The organism is Veronia nyctiphanis (genome assembly GCF_004116385.1).
GTDB classification, from domain to species: Bacteria; Pseudomonadota; Gammaproteobacteria; order Enterobacterales; family Vibrionaceae; genus Veronia; species Veronia nyctiphanis.
In genome coordinates this window covers 50767-70971 of record NZ_PEIB01000004.1, presented here as the reverse complement: position 1 = coordinate 70971, position 20205 = coordinate 50767, and the positions used below count along the sequence as shown (strand labels likewise).

At 46.2% G+C, this 20205-nt stretch carries 16 protein-coding genes, 1 tRNA gene and 4 pseudogenes; 6 read left to right on the top strand and 15 right to left on the bottom strand.

Going from position 1 to position 20205, the window contains the following annotated elements:
• Positions 1-96 precede the first annotated feature (96 nt).
• The 3 genes and pseudogenes from nirD to cobA all read right to left on the bottom strand — a co-directional run bounded on the left by nirD (position 97) and on the right by cobA (position 3869).
• A complete protein-coding gene (nirD, locus tag CS022_RS05140) occupies positions 97-429 on the bottom strand; it encodes a nitrite reductase small subunit NirD (protein ID WP_129121393.1) in 333 nt (110 codons plus the stop codon).
• Between the two features lie 14 nt (positions 430-443).
• Positions 444-2986 (bottom strand): annotated as a pseudogene (gene nirB, locus CS022_RS05135) (nitrite reductase large subunit NirB).
• A gap of 14 nt (positions 2987-3000) precedes the next feature.
• A pseudogene (gene cobA / locus CS022_RS05130) lies at positions 3001-3869 on the bottom strand (uroporphyrinogen-III C-methyltransferase).
• Between the two features lie 405 nt (positions 3870-4274).
• Here cobA and CS022_RS05125 point away from each other — a divergent pair.
• From CS022_RS05125 to CS022_RS28000, 4 genes are all read left to right on the top strand, one after another.
• Complete coding sequence (locus CS022_RS05125) at positions 4275-6212, top strand: molybdopterin oxidoreductase family protein (protein WP_235869270.1); 1938 nt, start codon at positions 4275-4277, stop codon at positions 6210-6212.
• Positions 6209-6988: a (2Fe-2S)-binding protein gene (locus CS022_RS25975; protein ID WP_235869284.1), complete on the top strand. Its 780-nt coding sequence runs from the start codon at positions 6209-6211 to the stop codon at positions 6986-6988. The genes CS022_RS05125 and CS022_RS25975 overlap by 4 nt, the downstream gene beginning before the upstream one ends.
• A gap of 375 nt (positions 6989-7363) precedes the next feature.
• Entirely contained in the window at positions 7364-8023 is a 660-nt protein-coding gene (locus tag CS022_RS05120; protein ID WP_129121392.1) for a LiaF domain-containing protein, read from the top strand.
• A 259-nt stretch (positions 8024-8282) separates the two neighbouring features.
• Positions 8283-8504 (top strand): DUF3192 domain-containing protein, encoded by a 222-nt coding sequence (locus tag CS022_RS28000; RefSeq protein ID WP_408057215.1) that lies wholly within the window; start codon positions 8283-8285, stop codon positions 8502-8504.
• Positions 8505-8656: 152 nt separating this feature from the next.
• Here CS022_RS28000 and CS022_RS05110 read toward each other — a convergent pair whose 3' ends face one another.
• Both CS022_RS05110 and CS022_RS05105 read right to left on the bottom strand, forming a co-directional pair.
• Complete coding sequence (locus CS022_RS05110; protein ID WP_129121390.1) at positions 8657-10093, bottom strand: glyceraldehyde-3-phosphate dehydrogenase; 1437 nt, start codon at positions 10091-10093, stop codon at positions 8657-8659.
• Between the two features lie 514 nt (positions 10094-10607).
• Positions 10608-11510, bottom strand: coding sequence for an NAD(P)-dependent oxidoreductase (locus CS022_RS05105; protein ID WP_129121389.1), 903 nt, complete (start codon positions 11508-11510; stop codon positions 10608-10610).
• Positions 11511-11797: 287 nt separating this feature from the next.
• Here CS022_RS05105 and CS022_RS05100 point away from each other — a divergent pair, with 287 nt between their 5' ends.
• Entirely contained in the window at positions 11798-12565 is a 768-nt protein-coding gene (locus tag CS022_RS05100; RefSeq protein WP_201746210.1) for a sugar phosphate isomerase/epimerase family protein, read from the top strand.
• 119 nt (positions 12566-12684) lie between these two features.
• On the opposite strand, the pseudogene CS022_RS05095 reads toward CS022_RS05100, so the two are convergent.
• The 6 genes and pseudogenes from CS022_RS05095 to CS022_RS05070 all read right to left on the bottom strand — a co-directional run.
• A pseudogene (locus tag CS022_RS05095) lies at positions 12685-13179 on the bottom strand (DUF4397 domain-containing protein); the annotation flags it as partial.
• A 71-nt stretch (positions 13180-13250) separates the two neighbouring features.
• Positions 13251-13760: pseudogene (locus tag CS022_RS05090) on the bottom strand (DUF4397 domain-containing protein); the annotation flags it as partial.
• The gene (locus CS022_RS27165; RefSeq protein WP_161569565.1) at positions 13757-14017 is read right to left on the bottom strand and encodes a DUF4397 domain-containing protein; all 261 of its coding nucleotides are present in this window, start codon (positions 14015-14017) and stop codon (positions 13757-13759) included. The pseudogene CS022_RS05090 and the gene CS022_RS27165, both read right to left, overlap by 4 nt.
• 366 nt (positions 14018-14383) lie before the next feature.
• Positions 14384-14929 (bottom strand): GNAT family N-acetyltransferase, encoded by a 546-nt coding sequence (locus CS022_RS05080; RefSeq protein ID WP_129121385.1) that lies wholly within the window; start codon positions 14927-14929, stop codon positions 14384-14386.
• A gap of 104 nt (positions 14930-15033) precedes the next feature.
• A complete protein-coding gene (locus CS022_RS05075) occupies positions 15034-15279 on the bottom strand; it encodes a hypothetical protein (RefSeq protein ID WP_129121384.1) in 246 nt (81 codons plus the stop codon).
• Positions 15280-15509: 230 nt separating this feature from the next.
• Positions 15510-15845 carry a hypothetical protein gene (locus tag CS022_RS05070; protein WP_129121383.1) on the bottom strand — a complete coding sequence of 112 codons (336 nt, stop codon included), beginning with the start codon at positions 15843-15845 and terminating at the stop codon, positions 15510-15512.
• A gap of 254 nt (positions 15846-16099) precedes the next feature.
• On the opposite strand from CS022_RS05070, the gene CS022_RS05065 reads away from it, so the two are divergent.
• A tRNA-Ser gene (locus CS022_RS05065) sits at positions 16100-16190 on the top strand.
• Positions 16191-16626: 436 nt separating this feature from the next.
• Here CS022_RS05065 and CS022_RS05060 read toward each other — a convergent pair.
• The 4 genes from CS022_RS05060 to CS022_RS05045 all read right to left on the bottom strand — a co-directional run bounded on the left by CS022_RS05060 (position 16627) and on the right by CS022_RS05045 (position 20200).
• Positions 16627-17358 carry a twin-arginine translocation pathway signal protein gene (locus tag CS022_RS05060; RefSeq protein WP_235869268.1) on the bottom strand — a complete coding sequence of 244 codons (732 nt, stop codon included), beginning with the start codon at positions 17356-17358 and terminating at the stop codon, positions 16627-16629.
• A gap of 228 nt (positions 17359-17586) precedes the next feature.
• On the bottom strand, positions 17587-18390 hold the full coding sequence (locus CS022_RS05055) for an alpha/beta fold hydrolase (protein WP_235869267.1): 804 nt from the start codon (positions 18388-18390) through the stop codon (positions 17587-17589).
• Positions 18391-18392: 2 nt separating this feature from the next.
• On the bottom strand, positions 18393-19694 hold the full coding sequence (locus tag CS022_RS05050; protein WP_129121382.1) for a TRAP transporter large permease: 1302 nt from the start codon (positions 19692-19694) through the stop codon (positions 18393-18395).
• A 77-nt stretch (positions 19695-19771) separates the two neighbouring features.
• Positions 19772-20200, bottom strand: a complete 429-nt coding sequence (locus CS022_RS05045; RefSeq protein WP_235869266.1) for a TRAP transporter small permease — start codon at positions 20198-20200, stop codon at positions 19772-19774.
• Positions 20201-20205: the final 5 nt, after the last annotated feature.

Below are 20205 nucleotides of genomic sequence, written 5' to 3'. Positions count from 1 at the left end.
ATCCTTTCCCGATGAAGCGGACTTCATCGGTAATCAATCAAAATCGTTGGGCTAAGGCGCTGTCTAAATTACAGCGCCTTTAGGCGTTAAACGGTTTCAGGCGCTCAGTTTTACCTGAACCTGACCACTTTCAACACGCACATCAAATGTGCTGAGTTTCACGTCATCCTGCTCAAGACACTCACCGGATTTAAGGCAAAAGTGTTGTTTATAGAGGGGGGAGGCAACCACCAGCCTGTCTTCGACAGATCCAATGATCCCACGTGAAAGAACATTTGCATTGCCTATCGGGTCGTAATTACTGACCGCATAAAGGCCGTTATCATGGCTCGATAGAAATATGGCCACTTGTTCGTCACCGACCAGCGCACAAACACCAGTATCTGCAATTAATGCCTCGTGCTCGCAAATGGTTTGCCAATTATTCATGATCATTTCCTCTTTTAAGCACTGACATTCACGACGGGGATATCTTTCTCTGTCGCAACGGGTGGAGCAGGAATTCGCTGACCTCTCTCCACCTTGTAAGCGAGGCTTGAGTCAGGTTGTTTGCTGTTGACGAAGTGTTGGAAACGGGCCAGCTTTTCTGGCGATTCCAGCGTGGTTTTCCATTCACACTGGTAACGTCCCAATGTCGCCGCCATTTCTTTTTCAAGCTCATCGGCGATACCCAACTTGTCCTCAATGATGACCTCACGAAGGTAATCCAGACCGCCCTCCATGTTTTCAAGCCATACCGAGGTGCGCTGCAATCTGTCAGCGGTACGGATATAAAACATCAGTACTCTGTCGATGTAGCGGATGAGAGTTTCTTTATCGAGGTCAGAGGCGAACAGGTCTGCGTGACGTGGGCGCATACCGCCGTTTCCGCAAACATAGAGGTTCCAGCCGTTTTCAGTCGCAATAATACCGATATCTTTTGACTGCGCTTCCGCACACTCACGGGTACACCCTGACACAGCGAATTTGAGTTTGTGAGGAGAACGGAGGCCTTTATAGCGATTCTCTACATCGATGGCGAAGCCAACACTGTCATCAACGCCATAACGACACCAGGTGGAGCCGACACAGGATTTGACGGTACGCACCGATTTACCGTAAGCGTGACCCGTCTCAAAGCCCGCATCAACCAATATCCGCCAAATCTTAGGGAGCTCATGAAGTTGCGCGCCGAATAAGTCGACCCGCTGACCACCAGTGATTTTGGTGTAGAGATTGAAGTCTTTGGCGACCTGCCCCAACACAATCAGTTTATCTGGGGTGATTTCGCCACCTGCAATACGGGGTACGACTGAGTAAGTTCCGTCTTTTTGCATGTTGCCGAGATAAATGTCGTTGGTGTCCTGCAGCCCAATATGCTCAGACTCAAGAATGTAATCGTTCCAGAATGAGGCGAGTATCGAGCCTACTGTGGGCTTACACACATCACAGCCCAAGCCAGATCCGTGGCTTTCGAGCAGTTCAGCAAACGTCTTAACCCGAGTCGCACGAACAATGTCTGCCAGCTCTTGTCTGCTGTATGCAAAATGCTCACAGATGTGATTGTTGACTTCATGGCCCATCGCAGCCAGTTCTGCGTCCATGACTTGCTTCGTCAATGCCGCACAACCACCGCAGCCAGTGCACGCCTTGGTTTCAGCTTTCAATGCACCCATGTCACTGCAACCAGCCGCGACAGCTTCTTTAATCTGTCCTTTTGACACGTCGTAACATGAACAAATCTGAGCGGTATCTGGTAATGCGTCCATTGACGCACCTGTACCACCGCTTTCTGACACATCAGGTAAAAGCAGAACGGATGGCTGCTCAGGTAATGGCATGCTGTTGAGCATTGTCTGCAACAAGTCTGGATATGAATCAACGTCGCCGACCAAAACGGCACCGAGTAATTTATCGCCTTTTTCCGAGACAACAATGCGCTTGTAAACACCCTTCAAACCGTCGGACAAAGTATAAGTTTGCGCACCCGGTGTTGCGCCATGAGCATCACCAATACTGCTACATCGACGCCTAATAGTTTGAGTTTGGTACTCATGTCTGCGCCCGTAAATGCCGCCTCTTCGCCCGTGATAACAGATGCTGCAACACGCGCCATCTGATAACCGGGAGCCACTAAGCCAAAGATTCGGTTATCCCAAAGCGCACATTCACCAATCGCGAGAATATCTGGGTCGCTGGTCTGGCAGCTGTCATTGATGACGATGCCACCACGTTCACCAATATCAAGGCCACATTGACGTGCCAGTGCGTCCTGCGGACGGATACCCGCCGAGAACACCACCATGTCAGTTTCTAACTCTGTACCATCGGCAAAAGCCAGTTTGTAACGACAGCTATCACCATCAGTAATGCATTCTGTCGCTTTGCTAGTATGTACTTCGACACCAAGATCCTCGATTTTATGACGAAGCAGTTCACCGCCACCTTCATCAAGCTGAACGGCCATCAAGCGCGGCGCGAATTCAACAACATGGGTTTTCAGCCCCATGTTCTGCAGCGCATTGGCTGCTTCAAGCCCTAATAGCCCACCGCCGATAACAACACCGACTTTGCTCTGTTCTCCGGAAGCAGATATGGCTTCGAGGTCTGCGATCGTACGGTATACATGACAGTGTGATTGTTCATGACCCGGAATAGGTGGAACAAAAGGATATGAGCCTGTAGCGAGGATCAATTTGTCATAACTGAGGGTCTCGCCTTTGTCCGTCGTGATCGATTTGTTGGCGCGGTCTATCTCAGTAACTTGCTGATTCAAATAGAACGAGACACCTGATTTTTCGTAGTGCGCTTCGTCAGTCAAGGATAAATCGTCAGCTGTTTTCCCACTGAAAAAGCCACTCAGCTGGACACGGTCATACGCCAGTCGATCTTCCTCAGCAAACGTAATTAACTCGCAGTTAAAAACACCTTCTTTGGCGATCATTTCTTCGATGAATCTGTGACCTACCATGCCATTCCCGACAACTACAATGCGTTTCTTGTTCATCATTCATTCCTTGTTCATGCCAGTTTCTGGCTGGTCTTTTGCTTATTCGGCAGTACATGCTCAGACGTAAACCATGACAACTGGTCAGCGAGATCAACCACATCACCCACAACGATCAAAGAGGGAGAAGAAACGGTATGTTGTGAGATGAGGTCTTCAATAGAGTGAAGTGTGCCAGTGAAAGTACGTTGATTAGCCGTACAACCTTTCTCGATCACTGCGACCGGGGTATTCACATTCAACCCCTCGTTGATAAGTCGCTGGGAGATGGAACCCAGTTTGCTGAGCCCCATATAGAACACCAAAGTGTGGTTAAGGCTTGCCAGGGCTTGCCAATCGATTGACAGTGTTTTCTCAGCATGAGCAGTCACAAAGGTGCACCCTTGGGATAAGCCACGATGTGTTAATGGAATACCCGCGTAACCCGTACACCCTGACGCAGCAGTGATACCCGGAATCAGGGATACCTCTATGCCATGCTCACGGAGGTGCAACATTTCCTCACCCCCACGACCGAAAATAAACGCGTCTCCGCCTTTAAGGCGACAGACGTTTTTGCCCGCGTTAGCAAATTCCAGAAGGGTGTCGTTAATATCTGACTGCGACATGCTGTGCATGCCTTTTGCTTTGCCCACGTAGACTTGACGGCAAGAGGGAGGGACGAGGGCGAGAATTTCATCGCTCACTAAGCGGTCATAGACCACCACATCAGACGACTCTATGGCTCTCAGAGCTTAATAGTCAGTAAATCTGGGTCACCGGGTCCGGCACCCACCAGCGTCACATTACCTTTCCGGCAGCGGCGATTTTGCTTTTCCTTCAGTTCAACAAGCGTCGATGAAGACGGGTCAAACCGACGTAAATTCCGTCGAGAGTCAGGCATCCCTTGCTTCCTTTTGTTGTTATCTTTTTTCACAACTGAGCAAAGAGAATGCCAACTGGTATAGTTATTTTAGAGTAATCAAGTAAATCAAACGGTTACGCATGGGGCACCTGTTTTTTCTCCGCTTGCGTCGACCCGCCAGCTGTTGATTTCCCACTGAAAAGCACTTAATTCGTGCACTTTTCAAAAAAAGTGCACCATATTAATCAAACTCCATATATTTCTTTTCGAAAGCAAGCGAAAGCCTGAGTATTAACGTTCACCAAAAATATAATTAGTTATTGAAAATAATGATGAATTTCTAATTCTCCTCTCTTATTTCGAGCTTCTTTGTTACTGGCGCACTTATTGCTATTTCATCTTCAATAGAAAATTTACGTCCTCACAGAGATGGAGCTGCGAATAATGATGGATAAGAAAAGTTGGGTGAAATCTACCTGTGCATACTGTGGCGTGGGATGCGGTATCGAAGCAAGTGTGAACCCGGATGGAAGTCTGGCCGTGCGCGGCGACGAGTCACACCCTGCAAATTTTGGAAAGCTTTGCTCCAAGGGCCTCACTCTCGGTGAAACCCTATCACATGAAGACCGTATGCTGACGCCCTCTATTGATGGAACAACAGTAAGTTGGGAAGACGCGTTATCAAAGACAGCGTCTGAATTGCAGGCAGTGATCAGTGAGCATGGGCCAGATGCCGTGGCTTTTTATGTATCAGGGCAATTACTGACGGAAGACTATTACGCTATCAACAAACTTGCCAAAGGTTTCATTGGTACCGCAAACATCGATACCAACTCTCGCCTATGTATGTCCTCTTCTGTTGCGGGTCACAAACGTGCATTTGGTGAAGATTGCGTGTCAGGTTGTTATGACGATCTTGAACTTGCCGATCTTGTGGTGCTGACTGGTTCAAACCTCGCATGGTGTCACCCTGTTCTTTATCAACGTCTCAAAGCTGCCAAACTTGAACGTGGCACCAAAGTTGTTGTGATTGACCCAAGACAAACAGCCACCTGTGAAATAGCAGATCTTCACTTACCGCTGATTCCTGGCAGTGACATTGCGTTGTTTAATGGTCTGCTCAGCCATATTTTTGATAGCCAATCTGAAAATCGCGATTTCATTGCTCATCACACTAAAGATATTGAGCTCGCTCGTGAGGCTGCCAAGCCATTTTCGAGTATTAAACACGTACACACATACACAGGGCTTGATGAAAAAGACATCAGAACTTTCTATCAATGGTTCACCGAGACAGAACGCAGTGTCACTGTTTACTCACAGGGTGTGAATCAATCCACCTCCGGTACTGACAAAGTTAACAGCATTATTAACTGTCACCTTGCAACGGGAAGAATTGGTCAGCCGGGCTCGACGCCTTTTTCTGTTACCGGACAGCCCAACGCGATGGGAGGAAGAGAAGTAGGCGGGCTGGCAAATATGTTGGCTGCACACCTGGATTTTGGTAATCAAGAACACTACGTCTTGCTAAGTGATTTTTGGCAGACAGAGAGATTGAGCAAGTCACCGGGGTTAAAAGCCATCGATATGTTTGATGCCATTCAAAAAGGTGACATAAAAGCCGTTTGGATAATGGCGACTAATCCTGCGGTCAGTCTTCCTGACAGTGACAAAGTTAACCGGGCACTTGCCCACTGCCCATGTGTCATTGTGTCAGACTGCGTGGACGATAATGACACACTGAGACACGCTCATATTAGACTTCCCGCACAAGGTTGGAGCGAGAAATCAGGCACTGTCACTAACTCCGAACGACGAATATCCCGTCAGCGTAAACTCCTGCCCTCGCCCGGCGCAGCAAAACCCGACTGGTGGATCATCTGTGAAGTAGCAAAAAAGATGGGGTTTGGTGACTCCTTCAATTATCGAAATGAAGCTGAGATATTTGCTGAACATGCTCAACTGACCACCTTAAATAACGACAGACAACATCACTACAGAGAGCTTAACCTCCAAGGGTTGTCGCAGCTTAGTCAGTTGGAGTATGACCAGCTGCCGCCTGTTCAATGGCCACTATTGGACTCTCATTCCGATCAAAATACAGAAAAGGTCATCTCAACGCGCCTTTTCAGTGATAACAGGTTCCCCACACCTGACGGTCGCGCACGTTTCATTCCAACCGCTTACTCGTTGCCTGCCAATCAGATATCTGATTTATTCCCGCTGGTTTTAAATACTGGCCGTCTTCGCGACCAGTGGCACACCATGACGCGAACGGGTTTATCGAGCACGCTGGCAAGTCACATCGATGAACCTACATTGTATATTCACCCAATGATGCGGCTGTCTATGGGATCAGAGAAAGCGCATTGGTCTCGGTGAAAAGCCTGACAGGGAGCGGCATATTCAGAGCAAAAGTCTCTGCAACACAAAATGAAGGCGAAATCTTCGCCCCGATCCATTGGAGTAAGAGCACCTCGTCTTCCGCGACCGTATGTTCGATCATCAATGCTGCTTGTGATCCCTTCTCCGGACAACCGGAGTTTAAAATCACGCCTGTTCGTGCAATGTCGATTGATGTCAAAACCGAGGCAGTGGTTGTCACCGCAGAGCCAATTCAAACAGAACGTTTGAATATGGCAGAAATCGTGTATTGGAGTAAAAAGAAGCTGGAACATGGATATCTTTACAACATCAGTTCTCGGCATCGTCAGCCCGATTTATGCTCAGCGCTATGCAAAGCGTTACTGAAGACTGAACAACCTATGACCTTCTCGACAAGCTCTTTGCTTCGACAGATTAATTTTGAATCTGGTGTCTGTAACAGCACCTTTGAAATTTGCGAAGACAAGCTTACCTCATTAGGCAGTTGGCAAGATGAGTTAATTGGACTCCACTCTGACCACCTTGATGCACATCGTTTCATTCGTGGAGAAGCAGGTCCCAACCGATCCGATATTATTTGCGCCTGTAAACAAATCAGTCGCTCCGCCATTCTCAACGCCATCGATAAAGACTCACACACCAATGTCCGCTCGTTGTCATCCTGCACGTCGGCGGGAACAGGGTGCGGCAGCTGTATGTCTGAGCTTGAAGAAATCTTGGCGGAGCACCGGATAAATAATCAGATACCCATTAAAGAGGTTGGAATCGGTTAAATAACTCAACAGGCGGTGTTCTCTTGTTTCTTACCGCCTGTTCTCTCTCGAGTCGATGTAGATTCAGCTTTAGCCAGTTAAACATTTCCTCTAATTCTGTGATGTAGACATTATCGTTCAAAAGCCCTTTCATTTTCTCTATAACCATCTCTCATCGATAGTATTATTCACCATATATTAGTAAATAATACCTGCTACTTTATTAGTATATTCAGTGTAATAGCCATATCATGCGGTTTCGGCACTCCAAAAAAAGTGGCACGGCACTTGCTGTATAGCCATCAAGACAAACTAGGCTTCAGCTCTGAAATCATGTAGTAATTTCAAACAAGGCTGAGCACAGAAAAGAATAAATTTCGAAGAAAGGAGATGACAATGACCGTCAAGTTGGATGACAGACCGATAGAAAAAGTAAGAGAAGAAACCGTAGATAAACTGATTTACAACTACAGTCATGGTGTTATTTCAAATGCAGCTTTCGAGCGTCGCCTCGACATCGTAATGGAAGCAAAAACCCACGAAGAAATCATTGATCAAGTCGCCGACCTCAATATGGAAGTCGACAACGACTTCGTTCAATCCAAGTCTTACAGGTTTGGTACGCAATACACGGCTGATCAGGAAGAAAGCCAAGACGAAACTATTCTGGCCATCATGGGGGGTAATGAGCGCTCTGGTTCGTGGATTGTTCCTAAAAAAATTAACGTCGCCACCATAATGGGTGGTGCTGAACTCGACTTTACCGATGCGATATTCAAACACAAAGATGTCAAGATCTCTGTATTTTGCTTGATGGGTGGTGTCGAGTTAAAAGTGCCTACCAGTGTAAATGTTATTACACGCACACTCTGCATCATGGGTGGCGTCGAAAACAAGGTCGCCTCGACGGTCGATAAACATGCGCCAACAATTACCATAGACGGCTTTGTCGGAATGGGTGGCCTAGAAGTAAAAGTCAAAAAGCCTAAAAAAGACGCATTCATCAAATTCGCACAAGAACTGAAGAATACTGGCCTGTTCTCATCAAAAAACTAGAACGTTGTCGTTAACGCCTAACGACATAAAAGTGAAGTTTTCATCTAAGACGTACAAATAACGTCAGCACCAATCAAGGAAAGATAATGTCTATCAAACTAAAACATGTACTCACAGTTGGCCTGCTTTCTCTCACCTTACAAGGCTGTGTCGTCAGCCTTGGCAATGATGAGCACGGTCCGGGATGGTCAAGTTCATCAAGTCATGAAGCACAATGGCAAAGAATGCGGAATAAAATCGCTGATTTAAACGTCGGTTCATCGTATTCAGATGTGAAGAAGAAACTGGGAGACGCGTCATTCTCGGAGGCATTCAGCAAGATAATAAAAGTTACAAAGTCCTTTTTTATCGTACTCATTACGTTAAAGGTGACGGACACGATACTAAAGATGAATGCACACCCGTCATCTTTGCGGACGAAAAGTTACTGGGCTGGGGCGATGAAATACTCAGTCAGGTAACAGAACACAAACAGTCGTAACCAATCACTGAGAAAGATACGATCAAAAAAAAGCCCGGCAAATGCCGGGCAATTATCTGTCCACTCATTATTATTATAAGGCTTTTGACCCTCAGTTGGCGGGAGAGCCAATGTCGTTACTGACAGGTATTTAAAAGTTGTGGAGCAACCTTTTATGCACCTGGGAGTGTCGGATAACGAACACCCATCATTTGTTCCATACAGTGGACCACTTGGCATGAATAGCCAAATTCGTTGTCATACCAGATGTACAATACACAGCGGTTGTCCTGTGCGATGGTTGACTGCGCATCAACCACACCCGGATAGCGTGAACCAACGATGTCAGATGACACCACTTCCGTTGATTCAGTAAAGTCGATTTGCGCGGCCAGCTCTGAATTCAGTGCCATTTCACGCAGATAATTGTTGAGGCTGTCTTTGTCTGTTCCCGTCCCAAGGTTCAGATTAGCCACCGCCATTGAAACGTTAGGCGTAGGAACGCGAATCGCATTACCCGTCAATTTACCTGCAAGCTCAGGCAGTGCTTTTGCTACCGCACTCGCTGCACCCGTTGATGTCAGTACCATGTTCATTGCGGCACTTCGTCCACGGCGGTCGCCTTTGTGGAAGTTATCAATCAGGTTTTGGTCATTGGTGTATGAGTGAACAGTCTCGATGTGACCAGACTCAACACCATATTTGTCGTTAAGCGCCTTAAGCACAGGTGTGATGGCGTTAGTCGTACAGCTTGCCGCAGAGATAATGCGGTCATCTGCGCCAATCATGCTTTCATTAACACCAAACACGATGTTCTTGATATCACCTTTACCCGGTGCTGTTAGCAGCACTTTTCCTGCACCCGGGCAATCAAGGTGCTGACCCAAGCCTTCGGTATCGCGCCAAACACCAGTGTTATCAACGATCAATGCGTCTTGAATACCGTAGTCTGTGTAGTCAACTTCTTTCGGGCTGTTTGCATAAATCAGTTGAATGTAGTTACCGTTAGCAATCAGCGCTTTGCGCTCAGTGTCGATTTCGATGCTACCGTTAAACTGTCCATGCACAGAATCGCGGCGGAGTAGACTAGCACGTTTCTCTAAGTCTCCATCTCTACCACCACGAACAACAATTGCGCGAAGCTTAAGTGGGTATCCCGGGCCGCTTTTCTCAATCAGCAAACGCGTCAACAAGCGACCAATGCGACCAAAGCCATACAAGACAACGTCACGAGGCTTCACTTCGTCTTCACTTTTGATAGCGTCGGCTAAGGCAGTTTGTAGAAAATCGACCACACCGTCCGTGTCAGTGTGTTGCTGCCAGTATTGATGAGCAAGCTGGCCCACATCTACACGGCATGGTGACAGCGGAAGCGCTAACAAGCTTTGGATGAGCGGCAGTGTTTTTTCAGGAGAGAGTTCTTCGCCTGTGTAACGGCGTGCGATTCTGTGAACCTTCAGAATATCAATTGTCGCGGCGTTAACGAGCGTTTTGCCAAATAAAACAACTTCTACACCTTTCTGACGATAAATCTGGCCAATAAGCGGAGAAGCTGACTCCGCAATCGTTTGCTTCTTTTGCCATTCGTGCTGATAATTCTCAGGACTCATTCCTTGCCACCCTTTAAATATTCAATAAAAGCCTTACTTTCTGCCATGTCATCATGAAAATACAGAAAGAAGGAAAAAAGTATCAATCGATATGTCTTTATTGAGTGCGGATTGTAAGGTCCGAGTTCTTTTTCTGCTAGGAAAAATAAACCCTCATCGCGCTGGTCAAAAGTGATCGTTGTTTAGTGATTTATATCTAAAAATTAGACAATGAAAGTCAAAAAAAAGCACTACTTATGCAAACTTATTTTGCGATGATAATGAATAGAACCTAATGTAAGCCGAATATAGAAGAGGAAAAGGTGAATAAAAAAAGATATTTCACCTATAAAAACACCCGTCAAGCAGTTCAATAATCCAAACCTTTGAAAAATCCAGATATCCGGCAGACTGGTCGCAATATTGAATAGCAACTACCCGATCAACAGCACATTTTTATGTCTTAATTTTGACGATTTAGTCTGCAACTCAAGACATTCACATTCGTGTGTCACACAAAAATAAACACTTAACGTCACTTATCAAGCGAAGTAGCATATTGCAGAACTAACGTACTGGGGTCAGCGTCAAGGTAACCTTTATTCGCATGCAGGCGCATTAACTCGGCAGCCAGCCCTGTCATTGGAACCGACGAACCCTCCCTGAATGCAAGATCATTGGCCATGTCTAAATCTTTGAGTAATGTTTTCACATGCCACTTAACCTCTTCGAAGTCTTGTTCCGCCATGCGAGGACCGGTGAGCTGCAGTGGTAAGGAATCAGCAAACCCACCTTTTAGTGCTAAAGGTATCTGGGTCGCATCGACACCGGCTTTTTCAGCTAACGCAAATACTTCAGCCATGACCATTACATTGCAACTTACTAGCATTTGGTTCGCAATTTTTGTTACTTGGCCACTCCCCACATCGCCAACATGGGTCACGTTTTTAGCAAGCACCGCATAAATCGGCGACAAGGACTCAATCTCAGACTTATCGCCGCCACACATTACAGCAAGAGAGCCACTTTCCGCCCCTGCCACACCGCCAGAGACTGGGCTATCTATCCATTTGACACCACAGTCACCTGTCGATCGAGCCAGTCTGGTTGTCGCTTGTGGCGATATACTGGAGAAATCAATAATCAGAGACAGTGAGGCTTTATCATTATTCTTGATTGCCTCCAGTACGCCTTGAGGTCCTTCAATCACGGATTCAACGGCTGCAGTGTCAGACACGCACAACATCAAAATGTCCGAATGCTGTACAAGCTCATCTATGGTTACACATAGCTTCGCGCCTGCTTCTGTCGCAGTTTTGGCCTTTTTGGAGTCTCTCACCCACACATTGACGCTAAAACCCGCTTTTAGTAACCGCGCTGTCATTGGGTTACCCATTAACCCCAGTCCAATAAAACCCAGTGTCTTTCCTTGTGCCATACCTCTTCCCCCTATATCTGATGCAAAACAAAAGTTCGTTGCTTCTGCTGCATCATTATAGGCAGCTGAAAAATCGGCCGTTGTCTATTCACTGCAATCTGTGAAAAGTAGCGATGAATAGGACTCACTGCTCTGCGGCACTCCCATGAACAGAATTGTCCTTTTTCGTACTTTCTTCCCAGCACAAAAGCGCTATGTTTTGTACTGATGTTTTTTCCGACTCAAGCACGTCTCGAGTGCTGAAGAGAGAAAGCTGCCAAAATACAGAGAATAAGGTGGCGAAAATAATGCACGGAGAAATTTCTAAGATGCGGATAAAGTTCGTACGCGGCATGTGGGGAATGGCCGAACACTCTCTTCAGGCAAATCTGAAGAAGATCAAAGAAGCGGGATTTCACGGTGTGGAAGGTCCCGCTCCTTTTGGAGAAAACGACAAGCATCAAATGAAATGTTTGCTCGAAGGATATGACTTAGACTTTATCGGCCACCAGCACTCTGACCTTTTTCGTGATGGTGCTTCTGTCAGCGATCATATTTCGCTATCAAAACAGCAACTCGACAACAACAAAGAACTGGGGGCTGTGTTCGTTAATTCACAGACAGGAAAGGACTACTTCTCAGTAGAAGATAATGCTCACATCATCCGTGAAGTTGACGCCTACGCAACATCAATCGGTCTAAATGTAGTTCATGAAGTTCATCGTGGCCGTTTCAGTTTTTCAATTGCCTCAACATTGGCTTTACTAGACGCCGTTCCCGAGATTCGGCTGAATGCCGATTTTTCTCATTGGTGTTGTGTTCACGAATCACTTTTGCACAATCAGCTTGATGGAGTAAATAGAGCTATTCAGCACAGTGACTACATTCACGCACGAGTCGGTCATCCTCAAGGCCCACAAGTTAACGATCCCCGCTGTCCGCATAATAAGTCAGCTCTCGACGCACACCTTGCATGGTGGGATGCCATTGTCGAACGCAACAAAAACGATGGAAAAAATGAATTCTACATCTCACCTGAGTTTGGTCCAGAAGCTACATGCCAACACTTCCCCTGAGCAATTCGCCAATCACTAATTTGTGGGACGTTAATCTCTTCATGAAAAACCTACTTCAAGAACGATACTCAAACGTATAGAAAAACCCGGCATTTGCCGGGTCGATGCAGTTTACTTAATTAGAAATCTAGGGTGTTAACCTGCAGGTTACCTATCCCACCGTTTCCATCCAGCGCGACAATGCCATAAAGTTTTCCTTTGTCAATCTGCAGGTTAGAAACTTTAATGGCCTCTACGGCTTTATTCCCCTCAGGTGTTACAGTCACCGAATATGTGCCCTCTGCAACCTCAACACCAGTGGCAAACTGCTTGAAATCAACGCCCGCTAATGCAGGTGTTGCAGAAGAGATATCATCTGTCGGTGTGAGATAAACATCCACTTTGCCTGTTGTTGCTGATGCATGAATAACTGTCAGTTTCGCTGCGGTAGCCACTTTTCTTCTGTCTTCCAACACATTCACAAGCGACGGCGCTGTGTTACCCGTACCCGCTAACAAACCCATTGCAACAACATAGTAACCTTTGGCTTTTTCGAATGCGAAATTGCCGCCGAACAATGTGTTTGTTTGATTGGCCGCTGTGACATCAAGTTGGGCATTACCCGTATCAACATTTGCAAAGGCCGTTTCGTTATTAAAGGTAAGGTCTCCGAAGAGTTCTGTACTAGCTGCAAAATATCGACAGCTGGTGCGGTAGAAATAGCGTGTACTGCCCTCACGCTGCTCTTAGTGTCTTTGTCGAGTACGATAGACGAGGATTTCCCCGTAGAAAGCTGTAACGCAATGGGTGCTGCGGAGCCCGGATAGACGTTTTCAATCGCCGTTAACAGCCAATCGTCGCCAGACGCCAACGGAACTGAACCGGTATCGAAGAGTACCGCCTTGCTACCTGCACCCGTTACCCGGATACGGTAATCACCCTGCGGGAGGTCAATCTGGCCGCTGTTTTCTGTGTAATTAAGTGTTAAGTTGGGCGATACCCCATTCACATCGGTATTTGGCGCTGTCACATAAATATCAACTTGTGGAGCATCTGGTGCACCATGAAATACTTGCACACGACCGTAACCATGTGCAACGTGTGTGTCACTATTCTCAATCACTTTAAGTTCAAGCGTCTTGCCAGCAGTATCAACATCACCGATTGCGACGACCGTGTATTCGCGGCCTGGGTTGAGCTGATACGTTTGGTTCAAAACCGTTGACGTTCCGCCACCGGGCAAATTGGCATCAATATTGATTGGTACGAGCCCTCCGGCAGGGTCAGAAAGTTACTCGATATGCCGTAATCGACCCCTTTCAGTCTCTCGTTTCCGTTAAGTTTCACGTTAACTTTAGGTGCGTCGGGGCTTGCATGTATCACTCGAAGTGAAGTTTCGTGATGGGATGACGAGTTACAACCCATTGCCAGCGCCATTAGGCCAGCGATCAAACCTGTTGCGATGTTTTTCATGATGCCTTCCTCCTTTTGTTGAAAGTCTCTGCCCATTACGGCAAACAAAAAAAAAGAAGGATCACGCGGATGATGCTCAATAGTTCACTGAAATCAGCGAATTAGAGAGGACTTATTGAGAAAAAAAGATGATTGCGTTTTTCCGATAATTTATTGAGATTGAGAGAGAAAATGAGAAGTGATCGCTTTTACGGTTTATACCATAAGGCACACGGCAAAATCCCCTTTAAAAAAGGGGGTATTTTTTTTGAGTAAAATATTTATCGTCTCAAGGGCTAGACACTATTTGGACGAAAATGACGATTATTCAACTGATATTTTCAACCTCGATAAGTCAACGAAATCCGCTCACTGATCAATGTATGATCATGACTCTTTCAACGTCAACCAGTCATGAACAATAATACCCATCTGTACTTTGTCGAAAAATTTTCCCTGCCTGAACCCTGATTCCCGCTTAACGCCTTCATGCTGAAAGCCCGCATTTTCGTACGCTTTTATTGCTCCCGGATTATTAGCAAAAGCGGTCAGTTCAATCCGATGCAAACCCAAGGTTTCAAAGCCGTACTCCACAACTTTTTTAGTGACTTGAGAGCCTATCCCCCTGCCCCAATGCTCTTTGCTGCCGATCATGATGAAATACTCACCACAACGATTGAGCGAACTGATTGATGCAATACCTGCGTAACCTATCAGTGCACCCGTTTCCCCAAGAGTAATACCAAAGCTCACATTGCTCTTACTGCCGTTGATCGTATTGAGCCATTGTGAAATATCTACTTTGGATTGGGGAAATTGAAAACTTGATAAACTGAAACGGGTGACCTCAGGGTCCGAGAGCCAAACTGAAAAGATGTCGGCATCGTTACCATCGAGTGGACGAAAATGAATTTCAGGCAGGGATAAAGTCATGTTATTAGGTCATCAAAATGTATATGGGTACCCATGATACGCCGTGTGAATTCGCTATAACGTTAATTTTTCATGCGCTTTTTCGCAACTTTTCAAAAGCAGGTTCAGGTAGGTTTGTAAGCGGGAAATTTCAGTTTGAGTTGTCTTTGCTCTTCATTGATGCGTTTAAAATCGATCGACTCACTGAGTTGACCAATTACTTTGTTTCCCTCAATTCGCAAAATCCTGCCGCCAATTTTAAGTGTGGTTTTATCGGAGAACTCGATCAGAGCAACAAATTTCGCGCCGATTTTTCGATGGGGTAAATCGGGAATAAGCAATACAACGCCTCTCTCAGACACTTGAGACACAAAATGGATATCACCATAAATTTTTACTTTCGGCCGGTATGACTCAGGATAAGTTAACCGGAAGAACTTTCGCCTATTGAAATCCAAAGCGGTTGCCACCAATGCAGAAAAAGACTCTTAATTAAAGATATTCATTAGTTTGCGAAAGTTCAAAGGTGGCAAGAAGAAAATCATGATTGACTGTCAGCCTGTAGAGTTGGCTGGATAACTTTAAATGAGTTTACTGAGTATCAATGACGCGGCTTGTAGCGGGGAAACCTGACTTTAAGCTGGCGTTGCTCTTCATTCATACGTCTAAAATTAATGCCTTTAAACAACTCACCCACCACACGATCACCCTCGATACGAAGAATGTGTCCGATGATTTCAAAAGAGACCCCATCAGCAAAGGTAATGATACCTTTAAACTTCGCACCAACCTGAGTCAAGGAGACATTTGGGATAACAGCAACAATGCCTTGCTCTGAAATCTGCTGAACCGGGAAAGCTTTATCGCTGATCAGCACTTCTGGGCGATAAAACTCTGGGTAATTGAGTCGAAAAAAACGTCTGGCATCTCTGTCCATCTATATGCTGTGTTCCTCGAATGAATATATATAAAAGGTAACCAAAAACCAGTGTGGATTTAAAGGGTGGGCAACAGACTATACATACATGATCACACCAATTGTTTGTGAGTGACTGAAATAACATTAACTCACTCTAAACTTGTCACTAAACGCTGAAATCACGAGTTAAAAAACATTGCTCATATATCGAGCACTCGATATTTAGGGTATTTACAACTGTAAAAACATCCCCTATCATGCGCACCACTTCAGGAGAGATGGCTGAGTGGTTGAAAGCACCGGTCTTGAAAACCGGCATACGTTAATAGCGTATCTAGGGTTCAAATCCCTATCTCTCCGCCACATTTGAAAAGCCGCTGATTACTCAGCGGTTTTTTTTATTTGTTACCTATCGCTTTTTCCTACACTATGCAGTGGGATGAGTGCCGACAAAATATTAGCGCAAGTACTGTTTGACGTTATGCCTGACTCAATAACCCTGCTCCATCGTCTCTGGTGTGCGAGACGATAATTCTAGAAGCAATTGTCATTTAACTCGTCACTATGTCACTTACTTCTCTGCGAAGCTGGCGTCAAATCCGTTTCCCCCAAGCGAAACAATATTTGCACTGTCTGGCTCGATTTCACTCCATAGTGTTTCTTAAATTTCGCCTGTAATGGCAACATATCTGAGTACTCTTGCAAAATTTGACTCATTGGATGCTGAGCGAGTCCCATGGAGGCCGTAACCAGATTAATTCTTTGGTAAACGCGACCGCACTTCACTTGATCAAATCGGCTATTCGAATCGCTGATCAACAAACCAAAATGAGGAGTGTTCTCCGCCGCTCTGTGTGTTGTTTTCACCCCTTCTTGGCCAATCATTTTCCGCTTTTTGTCGACTCACTAGCAGAGTCTCAGCCAGCCAACGTTTAGGGCCTGTGACACCATTCTGGGGAAAACCAAAGCCATATCGATATTTGCGCATTTCCTGATCATTAAAGCGGAACATACCGATAGTTTCTAGGCTGCGAGCGGATTTTTGCTCTTCTACCACCATCGCCTCCGTCAAAAAGTTTGCAATGGTGTCATGGTCATCTTGTTTATTAACAAGCTGGATGGAAAAGTCGGCTTGCTCACTGGCCTTTTGCACCTCAACTAACTGTTGAGTCGATAAAATCTCTGACGAATATGGCGTCTTTGTCGACTGACGAATAGCCAAATATTGGAACAGGGGATCGGCTTTGATCGTCTCGTCAGGCACTAGCGTTAGCGATGCGACCGGTTTAGCTTCCAGGCTCTGGTTGTCATATTCCCCCTGCGGGAAGTAATTCACATCAACACGAATACCGAAATGGCTTGCCGCAACCACCAAGACTTCAATAAACGTTCCTTGCCCAATAAGAATCTGACAGTGGATTGGGTCAGTTTGGGGAAGCAGTCGTTCAGAATCAACATACAGAAGGATTTGATTCTCAGCAGGAAAAGCGACTTTCCAAGGCTGGATATTGTGCGGATTTGCACTCAGCATCGCATAACTTAGTAAGGTTTTCTTGATGTCAATATACGTGTGAGTTGGTCTGAGCCGAACGCCCTCTTTCTGGTTCAAATAGCTAATGACAATTGGTCATAAAAAAAACACCGCATGATGCGGTGTTTTTCTTGGGCTTCATCTTTCAACTCGAACTGAAATGGTTGCATTAACCCCTTCAACATCTCTTTGAAATCTGAATAAAACATCAGTACTACGAGCGAGGCATCAAACCAGGTCTCCCGGACGACACTCTTCACACCGCAATCGATGTTGTACCTCATCACTTTTTAAAAAATCGACAACAAGAAGATTAAATATCCGTGACTTTTCGAGGTGTAGGTTATGCGCCGCCTGTGGAACAACGGCCAAATTTGTTGCTTTGATCCCACGCCAGAGCGATTCAATCTGCTCCCACATGTAAGATCGGTCACTGTCAGGCCAGATGATCAGAGTTTTCGCTTCCACTTTGTCCAGCCTTTCCAGCGCGCGCCAACGTGACATTGCTAATAATCCATTAATATAACTTTCTGTTTTTACCTGATCTGCCATGGCGATACCGCTGGCATAATCCGGGTCATCTTCTCCCTCCGTAAACCATGTTTTTACTGTGTCTCTTGCTACTTCGTGCGTACCCTCAGTTTTAACCCTCTCAATGCTGTATTCGATGGGCTCAAACCTTCCCGGTAAACTGCCTACCGGCCCAGTCGCATAAAGAACCAACCCGATAACCCTATCCGGAATTTTTATCGCGATTTCTTGCGCAATCATCCCGCCCATCGAATGTCCGATCAGATGAAATTCTTCGATACCTAGACGGCTGAGTTTGTTAATCACATAGTCGGCAAAATTCTCGATCGTATCGGGACAGGTTTGCTCGGCATTACTGCCAAATCCCGGAAGATCGAACACAACAACATCAAACGATGCTGAAAATAACTCTACTTGTTTGTCCCAATACGTCAGGCCACTCAAGAAACCATGAACCAAAACCAAGGTTGGCCCTGCTCCAACTCGCAAACAATTCATCATTCTTATTCCATTAATTCGGGTAGCCAAAGCGCAGTGTCGGGAATACCAATCAATAGGATCAGCAAGGTAAATAGCGCCGCGATAAAGGGTAAGCAACCGATAATGACATCCCCTATCGTCACCTCGTCTTTGGCAAGGTTTTGTATGACAAACAGATTCAGCCCAACCGGAGGGGTGAGCACAGCAATTTCCATGGTGATGGTAAAGACAACGCCAAACCAAATAAGATCGAACCCTGCTGCATGTACCAACGGATAGAGTGTTGGTAAGGTGATAAATGTCATGGAAACAGGTTCAAGAAACATACCGAGAATAATGTAGAACAGGACAATCATCGCTAACACGGCATAGGGAGACAGCTGCATTTCCACAAACAACTCAGTGAACTGCTGCGGTATTTGGTGATACGTCATCACAAAGCCGAACAACACGCCTGATGACAACAACAGACCAAGATACCCCATCGTCTGCATGGTTGAACGTAATGACGCCATCAAGCCCGGTAATCTCAAACCACCAAACCAATAGGCGAGCAGCAAGGTCAAGGTGGCTGACACTCCCGCCGCCTCAGTCGGTGTGGCTATGCCCGCATAAATAGATATGGTGATAAGAAGACCTATGATGGTCACAGGCAAAATCGCCGAAAGCGCCAGTAACCAGGGAATAGGTTCTACACTTTCATGCCCCGGAATGTCTTCCGCTTTCACTTTGCCCCAGATAAGGATAATGACGAAAAACAAGCTCACCAGAATAAGACCGGGAACCACACCCGCAATGAACAAGGCGCCAATCGACTGGTCAGTCACAATGCCGTAGAAAAGCAAGATCAAACTGGGTGGGATCAACACACTCAGCGTGCCACCCGCCGCCAAAATACCGCTCGACAGGCGCTTTCCATAACCAAGCTTCAGCATTTCTGGCAGCGCCACACCGCCAATCGTCAATGCACCAACCATGCTCGAGCCACAGACCGCACCAAACCCGGCACAGGCACCAATACTCCCGTATGCAGCCGCACCTTTGACGGGCAATTTACTGTGCATAAACCAGTAAAGATTTGGCCCAATGCTTGAGCGCCCAATTAACTCACCGAGGAACACAAACAGAGGGACGGCGAGCAGAATGTAATCGAACCACACCCCCCACAACTTCAGTTCTGTGGTGACCAGCGTCGATTTCAAAGAGAGAATATCAAACAAAAATGGGATAGAGGCTGCAGCGAGTGCAAAAGGTATGGGCAGCCCTATGAGGATAAACCCCATTAATAACCCCAGCATACCTAGCCCAACAACGTACCACTCCATGTCATTACTTCCTTATTATTGTTGTTTGTCTTCAGGATGCCCTTTTAGCATCAGATAAAGTGCGGCCAGCGTGAAACTCACCAAGCAAGCACCACGGGAATCCAAAACCAGAAGCGCGGCCAGAGTAAAATTTCTGATGCTGCGCCGGATGAAAACGACTTAACCATTGCTTTACCCGCCGCTGTAGTGAAGAAAACACCAATCAACACCATGACGAAGAAATTGAACCGATCGAGGATTACCTGCGCCTTGCCCGTTAGCTTGTCACGGAAAATAGTGACTTTTGGATAAGCATCATTCAGCAGCGCAAAAGAACAGCCCATGAATGCCACTGGCACCAGCAGCAGTGCAGTCGCTTCAGTTACCGTGCCGTCTGGCTCATTGAAGACATATCTCACCAGCACGCCGTAGCTGATCCAGATTGCCTGGATCAGTACGATGGCAGCACCTGAGTAAAGAAGTACCAGCGACAATGAATGAAGACGGTGAAACCAATTAGTATTCATTGATT

Excerpts from the sequence above, each read along its gene's own strand:
- CS022_RS05070 (WP_129121383.1), bottom strand. The coding sequence starts at position 15,845 with ATGGACAGAGATGCCAGACGTTTTTTTCGACTCAATTACCCAGAGTTT.
- CS022_RS05055 (WP_235869267.1), bottom strand. The coding sequence starts at position 18,390 with ATGATGAATTGTTTGCGAGTTGGAGCAGGGCCAACCTTGGTTTTGGTT.
- CS022_RS05080 (WP_129121385.1), bottom strand. The coding sequence starts at position 14,929 with ATGACTTTATCCCTGCCTGAAATTCATTTTCGTCCACTCGATGGTAAC.
- nirD (WP_129121393.1), bottom strand. The coding sequence starts at position 429 with ATGAATAATTGGCAAACCATTTGCGAGCACGAGGCATTAATTGCAGAT.
- CS022_RS05100 (WP_201746210.1), top strand. The coding sequence starts at position 11,798 with ATGCACGGAGAAATTTCTAAGATGCGGATAAAGTTCGTACGCGGCATG.
- CS022_RS05060 (WP_235869268.1), bottom strand. The coding sequence starts at position 17,358 with ATGCTGAGTGCAAATCCGCACAATATCCAGCCTTGGAAAGTCGCTTTT.
- CS022_RS05110 (WP_129121390.1), bottom strand. The coding sequence starts at position 10,093 with ATGAGTCCTGAGAATTATCAGCACGAATGGCAAAAGAAGCAAACGATT.
- CS022_RS05050 (WP_129121382.1), bottom strand. The coding sequence starts at position 19,694 with ATGGAGTGGTACGTTGTTGGGCTAGGTATGCTGGGGTTATTAATGGGG.
- CS022_RS05125 (WP_235869270.1), top strand. The coding sequence starts at position 4,275 with ATGATGGATAAGAAAAGTTGGGTGAAATCTACCTGTGCATACTGTGGC.
- CS022_RS05120 (WP_129121392.1), top strand. The coding sequence starts at position 7,364 with ATGACCGTCAAGTTGGATGACAGACCGATAGAAAAAGTAAGAGAAGAA.
- CS022_RS27165 (WP_161569565.1), bottom strand. The coding sequence starts at position 14,017 with ATGAAAAACATCGCAACAGGTTTGATCGCTGGCCTAATGGCGCTGGCA.
- CS022_RS05045 (WP_235869266.1), bottom strand. The coding sequence starts at position 20,200 with ATGAATACTAATTGGTTTCACCGTCTTCATTCATTGTCGCTGGTACTT.
- CS022_RS05105 (WP_129121389.1), bottom strand. The coding sequence starts at position 11,510 with ATGGCACAAGGAAAGACACTGGGTTTTATTGGACTGGGGTTAATGGGT.